8 protein-coding genes and 1 pseudogene (1 of these 9 running past the window's edge) are annotated in these 6,621 nt (G+C 61.4%); 8 read left to right on the forward strand and 1 reads right to left on the reverse strand.

Going from position 1 to position 6,621, the window contains the following annotated elements:
• From EOC06_RS21045 to EOC06_RS21080, 8 genes and pseudogenes are all read left to right on the forward strand, one after another.
• Window positions 1-220, forward strand: a pseudogene (locus EOC06_RS21045) (response regulator transcription factor) (it extends 315 nt beyond the left edge of the window).
• Window positions 221-347: 127 nt separating this feature from the next.
• Window positions 348-893 (forward strand): sigma-70 family RNA polymerase sigma factor, encoded by a 546-nt coding sequence (locus tag EOC06_RS21050; RefSeq protein ID WP_127321069.1) that lies wholly within the window; start codon window positions 348-350, stop codon window positions 891-893.
• The gene (locus EOC06_RS21055; RefSeq protein ID WP_128308693.1) at window positions 890-1,663 is read left to right on the forward strand and encodes an anti-sigma factor; all 774 of its coding nucleotides are present in this window, start codon (window positions 890-892) and stop codon (window positions 1,661-1,663) included. Before EOC06_RS21050 ends, EOC06_RS21055 begins: the two co-directional genes overlap by 4 nt.
• A 23-nt stretch (window positions 1,664-1,686) precedes the next feature.
• Window positions 1,687-2,403, forward strand: a complete 717-nt coding sequence (locus EOC06_RS21060) for a Bax inhibitor-1/YccA family protein (protein ID WP_127271130.1) — start codon at window positions 1,687-1,689, stop codon at window positions 2,401-2,403.
• Between the two features lie 204 nt (window positions 2,404-2,607).
• A complete protein-coding gene (locus EOC06_RS21065; protein ID WP_127271128.1) occupies window positions 2,608-3,510 on the forward strand; it encodes an aldose 1-epimerase family protein in 903 nt (300 codons plus the stop codon).
• Between the two features lie 5 nt (window positions 3,511-3,515).
• The gene (locus EOC06_RS43030; protein WP_127396593.1) at window positions 3,516-3,986 is read left to right on the forward strand and encodes a hypothetical protein; all 471 of its coding nucleotides are present in this window, start codon (window positions 3,516-3,518) and stop codon (window positions 3,984-3,986) included.
• Window positions 3,987-4,036: 50 nt separating this feature from the next.
• The gene (locus tag EOC06_RS21075; RefSeq protein WP_127272303.1) at window positions 4,037-4,699 is read left to right on the forward strand and encodes a glutathione S-transferase family protein; all 663 of its coding nucleotides are present in this window, start codon (window positions 4,037-4,039) and stop codon (window positions 4,697-4,699) included.
• 64 nt (window positions 4,700-4,763) lie between these two features.
• Window positions 4,764-5,420, forward strand: coding sequence for a DUF1629 domain-containing protein (locus EOC06_RS21080; RefSeq protein ID WP_128308694.1), 657 nt, complete (start codon window positions 4,764-4,766; stop codon window positions 5,418-5,420).
• Between the two features lie 2 nt (window positions 5,421-5,422).
• On the opposite strand, the gene EOC06_RS21085 is transcribed toward EOC06_RS21080, so the two are convergent.
• Window positions 5,423-6,343 carry an agmatinase gene (locus EOC06_RS21085; protein ID WP_128308695.1) on the reverse strand — a complete coding sequence of 307 codons (921 nt, stop codon included), beginning with the start codon at window positions 6,341-6,343 and terminating at the stop codon, window positions 5,423-5,425.
• Window positions 6,344-6,621 lie beyond the last annotated feature (278 nt).

Below are 6,621 nucleotides of genomic sequence, written 5' to 3' on the forward strand. Positions count from 1 at the left end.
CCCCGCCAATACAGACGACATTGAAGCGGCTTTCGGCCAGGTCGAAGGCAATGCTTCGGTGCCGCTCGCCGAGCGACCAACCTCGATAAAGAACCTCGAATGGGAGCGCATCCACGAAATGCTGGTGGAGGCCGACTTCAACATTTCCGAGACAGCACGACGGTTGGGCATGCACCGCCGGACGCTGGCGAGGAAGCTGGAGAAGAGGCGTGTGAAGTAGGCACGATCTACCGGGCATCGCACATTGTGCCGATACCAATGATAAAATTGATGCCGGCAACAATCGTTACATTCGAACGATGTCCTCAAAGGGAAAAAATTGGCAGGGCAGGGATTAAAATCCCTACATGCTCCGTAAACAGGACATGAAACCGCCGGTGCCACGCTTTGACATCATAGGACAGCTCGGTTCGCTGCGTCGCTATGCGCGCTCGCTGACGCGCGACAGCACCGACGCCGAGGATCTTGTCCATGACGCGCTGGTGCGCGCTTATGAGCGGCGCAGCACGTTCCGCTCCGGCGGAAACCTGCGCGCGTGGCTGCTGTCGATCGTCCACAACACCTTCATCGACAAGATGCGGTCCCGCAAGTCCGAAGCGTCGCGCGTCGAACAGGCTGGATACCTGGCCGACGGCAGCACGCCGGCACCACAGGAGCATTCGGTGCGCCTGGCGCAGGTGCGCGAGGCTTTTTTCAGCCTGCCGGAAGAACAGCGTTCAGCGCTGCACCTCGTCGCCATCGAAGGCCTCTCCTATCAACAGGCCGCCGATGCCAGCGGCGTGCCGCTCGGCACGCTGATGTCCCGCATCGGCAGGGCGCGCGCCGCACTGCGCGAGATGGAGGAGCCGGCGAAGGCAAAAAACCACCTCAGGATCGTTGGAGGCCCGTCATGACCGCAACTGTCGATCCCGTGACCGATATCGACCTCGACGCCTATGTCGACGACCAGGTCGACGTCACCCGCCGCATCGAGGTCGAAGCATTCTTGTCCGCTCGCCCGGAGGCGGCGGCGCGCGTGATGTCGGATCTCAGGACCCGCGATGAACTGCGCGTGGCGCTTGCCGGCTCCAAGGGCATGGCGCGCCCCGCGACCGCCGATGCCGCGCGGCGGCTGGAGAGGGGGCTTGCCCGCGGCCGGCTCTTCGGCGTGCTGCAACGCGCGGCGGCGGTCGCCGGCTTCGTCGCCGCCGGCTGGCTGGCAAACGGCATCATCGGGCCGATGTCGGTGACCAAGGTCGTCGCCTCGCCGCAGCCGCCCGCCTATGTCGACGAGGCGGTGCAGGCCCACAGGACGACGCTGGTGCGCGAGAGCATGCCATCGCAGGCGGAAACGCCCAATTACAACGCCGGCGAAATCCGCGCCGCCACTGCCATCGTCATTCCGTCGCTGCCGACGGATTGGAGGGTGCGCGACGTGCAGATCTATCCGTCGCGCTTTGGGCCGAGCGTCGAGATGGCGGTCGAGACGAAAGACATGGGGCTGGTGTCGCTGTTTGCGATCCGGCCCGGAACCTTCGACGTCGTCAAGCCGACGATAGCGCCCTCGGGCGACATTTCGTCGGCCTATTTCCAGATCGGCGATGTCGCCTATGCGGTGGTCGGACGAAGCGAGGTCCACGACCTCGACCGCGCCGCCGAGACGCTTGCCAAGACGCTTTACTGATCGATCCACAAAGGAGAACGCAAATGAACACCCCCAATCTGGGATATCGCGTCGGCGCCGGCGCCCAAACCGGAGCCATCTTCGACGAGGGCCTGCGCCAGCATATGCTGCGCGTCTACAACTACATGGGCGTCGGCCTGGTGGTCACCGGCCTCGTCGCCTTCATGATCTCATCGACGCCGGCGCTCTACGTGCCGATCTTCTCCAGCCCGCTGAAATGGGTGGTGATGCTGGCACCGCTCGCCTTCGTCTTGCTGTTCTCGTTTAAAATGCAGACCATGTCGGCGGCGAGTGCCCAGGCGATGTTCTGGGCCTTCTGCGCGGTCATGGGCCTGTCGCTCGCCTCCGTGTTCCTGGTCTTCACCGGAACCAGCATCGCGCGCACCTTCTTCATCGCCGCCACCATGTTCGGCGCCACCAGTCTCTACGGCTACACGACAAAGCGCGACCTGACCCAGTTCTCGTCGTTCCTGATCATGGGCCTGATCGGCGTGGTGATCGCCAGCATCGTCAACATCTTCCTCGGCTCGACCGCGCTGCAGTTCGCCATCTCGGTGATCGGCATCGCCGTGTTCATCGGCCTGACCGCCTGGGATACGCAGACGATCAAAGAACAGTATGCCGAGAATTTCGACGCGGAATCGCGCCAGAAACTTGCCGTCTTCGGCGCCTTCTCGCTCTATCTGAACTTCATCAACATCTTCCAGCTGCTGCTGAACTTCACCGGCGAACGCGAGTAATCCGGACCGTAGCAGGCAACATTTCGCAACTTATCGTGGCCGGAGGGAAACCTCCGGCCACGGTTTTTTATTTGAGGCAGCATTTGCCATGTGCGGTGGATCGTTCATCGCGGCTGACTGAGACGCGATGTAAATCTGCCGCTCTTGAGTTCGCACGTCCCCTTTTGCTAGCCTGCCGGCCACGCCAGATAGCCGCGAGGACGCATGGAACAGGACAGCCTGACGCTTCACGGTGACGGCATCTCGGCGACTGTTGTCGGGCAGGGCGCCGAACTTGTCTCCCTACGCGATGCCGACGGCACAGAGTTTCTGTGGCAGGCCGGTCCGGAATGGCGGCGTCACTCGCCGGTGCTGTTTCCAATCGTCGGCCGGCTGAAGGGCGACCAACTGCGCCATCGCGGCCAGACCTATCCGATGACCCAGCACGGCTTCGCGCGCGACAAGCCGTTCGCCTGGGCGCAGAGGGGACCACGATCCTGCACGTTGGTGCTCACCGACGATGCCGATACCCGCGCGCACTACCCCTTCGCCTTTCGCCTGGCAGTGACTTACACGCTGGACCGCCATCAGCTTGATGTGACCTTCGACATCACCAACACCGGCGATGAGCCGCTGCCGGCATCGATCGGGGCGCACCCGGCGTTCAATTGGCCTTTGCTTCCGGATCTGGCCAAGACGGATTACCAGCTGACCTTTGCCTCCGCCGAGCAAGCGCCGATCCGCCGCCTGAAGGACGGCCTGCTGCTGAAAGCGCCACAACCGACGCCTGTGGAAGGCAAAAGGCTGGCACTCTCCGAAAGGCTCTTCGGCGAGGACGCGGTGATCATGGATCGGCCCGTCAGTTCCAGCGTGCGCTACGCTGCCGAGAGCGGTCCCGCGATCGAGATGTTGTGGCAGGGATTCCAGGAATTGGGTATCTGGTCCAAACCCGGCGGCGCGCCATTTCTTTGCATCGAACCCTGGCATGGCCTTGCAAGCCCGGTGGATTTCGATGGTGAGTTTATCGATAAGCCTAGCGTGATGTTGATCGAGCCTGCCGCGAAGCGTGTTCTGAGCTATCAGGTACGTCTGCTGCAGCGTCGTGCGCGAATGGCTGAATTGGAGTGAGCCCAGTGAATTCTGAAACAATCGAGATCTACCATCCACGTGGTGTTTTGAATTTGGGCCAATGGGACATTGGCGGTCTCAAGCTCAAAGTCTATGGCCTCGTCGCAGACAACAAGAAGGTCGACGGACCCATGGTGACCCTGGCACAGTCATTCGTGCGACAGGAGGTTCTGCCGCGTGTGGTGGACGAGGGTGACGACAATGGCATGGGCTTTGTGATTATTCATCCTGGCGAGCTGGGTGTTTCCATCTCGGTTCACTGGTGGATACAAGGTTCGGTGCTTTGTCAGCATATCTATCGGAAGCTGTATTCCGCCGCCGAACCGATGGATACGGTAAAGAGACCTGTTGTTGCCTGTGTTTGGGAATTGGCTCTGATAAATGCCGAGCAGGAAGCTTGGCGAAAAACGATGATGAAAAGCGAGCCCAGTCCGTCAGGATACATGGACGCTCGAGCTGGCTTCGAAGCTGCATAGAGACCGCCCATGATCGACTATGGCGTGGTCGCTCAGACCGTCGGTGCCCAATGAAGCTGTATTTCAGCCGCAATCCGAACCCTCGGCTCGCGCTCGCGGTGGCACGCTACCTCGACGCGAAAGTCGAATTTGAATTTGCCTCGCCATTCGCTCCGGGGCAAGCGGAGAAATTTCGCCGGTTAAATCCCAATCTCTCGCTGCCCATCCTCGCGGAAGAAGAGGGAAAAAGCCTCTGGGAGGCAGACGCCATAGCCTGCCGGCTCTCGCGCGATGCGCATTCGGATTTCTGGCGCACCGGCGATGACGAACCCGAGATGATCCGCTGGCTGAGCTGGGGCAAGGAGCACTTCGCATTCGCTTGCGACATGGTGCATTTCGAACGTGGGACCAAACAGCGGTACGGCATCGGCCCGATCGATCAGAAGCGGGTGGAGGAGGGCCTAAACCAATTCCATACGGCCGCGGCAATACTCGACGCCGTGCTTGCCGAGCGGCAGTGGCTGGTCGGGAATTCGGTTTCCTATGCCGATTTTCGAATGGCGACCTTCCTGCCGTTCAACGAAGCCGCCAGATTGCCGCTCGACGATTATTCCTCTGTCAGCCGCTGGTACCGTCGGCTTGAAGACATCGGCGCCTGGCGTGACCCTTTCAAGGGGATGGATGCACCCGAATTGCCGCCGGTGCCGCAAACGGCTGTCGCGGACCAGCGGTGAGAACGCGCGCGAAGAGCCGCGCAGCAGGCCGAGCCTACCAAGGCAATGATGTGCGGGGGATCGGATGAATATCTATGTCCTGAGTGTGGTCGAAGGACAGGAATGGGTCCTTCCTGGACAAGCGGACGACTACCAGCTGTTTTCGACGCTCTGCGGCCGGAAGCAGACACAATGGCATCCGCCCAGGATGGAGATCCTGTGCGAACACGAGGACGGTACGCTCCGGCAATATTCAGATTTTCCATGGCTTGGCGAGCATGTGCTCATCCTGCGGGCGAGGGCGTTGAAGTTGCTTCGGCCAACCCTCGAACCGTACGGTGAATTCCTGCCGCTTCGTGCTGACGAGCCAATATCGCTCTTCAATGTCACCACCGTGATCGATGCGCTGGATGAGGAACGTTCAAAGATCGTTCGCTTTGACGATGGCGGCATAATGGTGATCGAAAGCCTCGTCCTTCGAGCGGACGCAATCGGCGGTACCGAGATATTCAAGCTGCCCGAGCGTGCCGATGGGGTGCGAATATCCGATATCTATCTGCAGGAGACGATCGTACGCCGGATCGGGGAGCTTGGGCTCAAGGGCATTGCTTTCAACTTGGTCTGGAGCGACGAGCCGGCCGGACAAGGCAGGATCGAGTACCCAGGTGTGGAAAAGGGCATTTCAACCGCAAGCTCGCTCACGCGCCTTTGGGCCGGTCTGCGGCGAAAAGCAGGGTTTTGATATCAAACCTGCCGGACGACGGTGCCGACCACATTGACGAGAAGGCGCGCGGCGGTCAGCGCTGACAGGCGGTCAATGTCGGCCGGAGGATAGAACTCGACAAGGTCGAATCCTGCGATCCGGGCCCGTCTGCCGAGGCCGGCGATCAGGTCGATCACCTGCATGTAGGTTAGGCCGCCGGGTGTACGCGCCGCCACGCCCGGCATGACGCTTGGATCGAGGCTGTCGCAGTCGAGGGTGACGACAACCCGCGCGCCTTCCGGAATATGCCGGAGCGCGGCTTCGACGCCCTGAGCGTGAACCTCGCGGGCGGTCACGAAGTGGCTGCCATAGCGCCGTGCCGCTTCGATCTCGGTGATGCGTGCGCTGCCGACGCTGCGCAGGCCGACTTGCACCATGCCTGCGACATGCGGCATCTCGCTCGCCCTGCGCATCGGGCTCGAATAGCCGTGGCGTTCGCCATACACCTCGTCGCGCCAGTCGATATGGGCGTCGATCTGCAGGACCCAGACCGGCCCGTGCTCCGCAAAGCCGGCGAGGAAGGGAATGGTCATGGAACTCATGGAACAGTCGCCGCCGATCAGGATCGGCACGGCCGGCAATGCCAGGATTTCGCGCGTTTTTGCCTCGATCCTGACCCTGTTGCCGGCATTGTCATGCATGGTGGTCAAGATATCGCCGGCGTCGATGCAAGAGGCCGGCTTGCCGTCGAACAGCGGGCCGCCGAGATCGAAATCCCAGTGCTCGACGAACGCGGCATCGTCCTGGCTCGCAACGCGGATCGCATCCGCCGCCAAGGCATGGCCGCGGCTGTCCTTGCCGGGATAAGTGCTGCCGTGACCGGCCCCGAAGATCACCGCGCGGGGCATGTGACCATCTGCGAGACGGTCTGGAAAGCCGAGAAAGGGAGGCGAGGGGGTCATGCCTTGATGGATCCTGATGATGCTTAGCGAACGCCGATCGGGTGCGGTTAAGTCAAGCGCCCCGGCTTCAGCTTTGTGCCGATCGGGTAAGTCCAATAAACTCTAAAACAATCTAGATCGATCACCCACCTGGTGTTTCAAATTTGGGCCAATGGACATTGGCGATGGCATGGGCCGATCTCGAGGCGACATTACGCTGCCGGCGAGGACGTTGGGGCGGCTTGCGTCGGCAGGCGCGATCCCGAAATTTCCAGTACGTGACGAGAATGAACCTTGGC

This window comes from Mesorhizobium sp. M7A.F.Ca.MR.362.00.0.0 (assembly GCF_004023175.1).
In the GTDB taxonomy this organism is placed as follows: Bacteria; Pseudomonadota; Alphaproteobacteria; order Rhizobiales; family Rhizobiaceae; genus Mesorhizobium.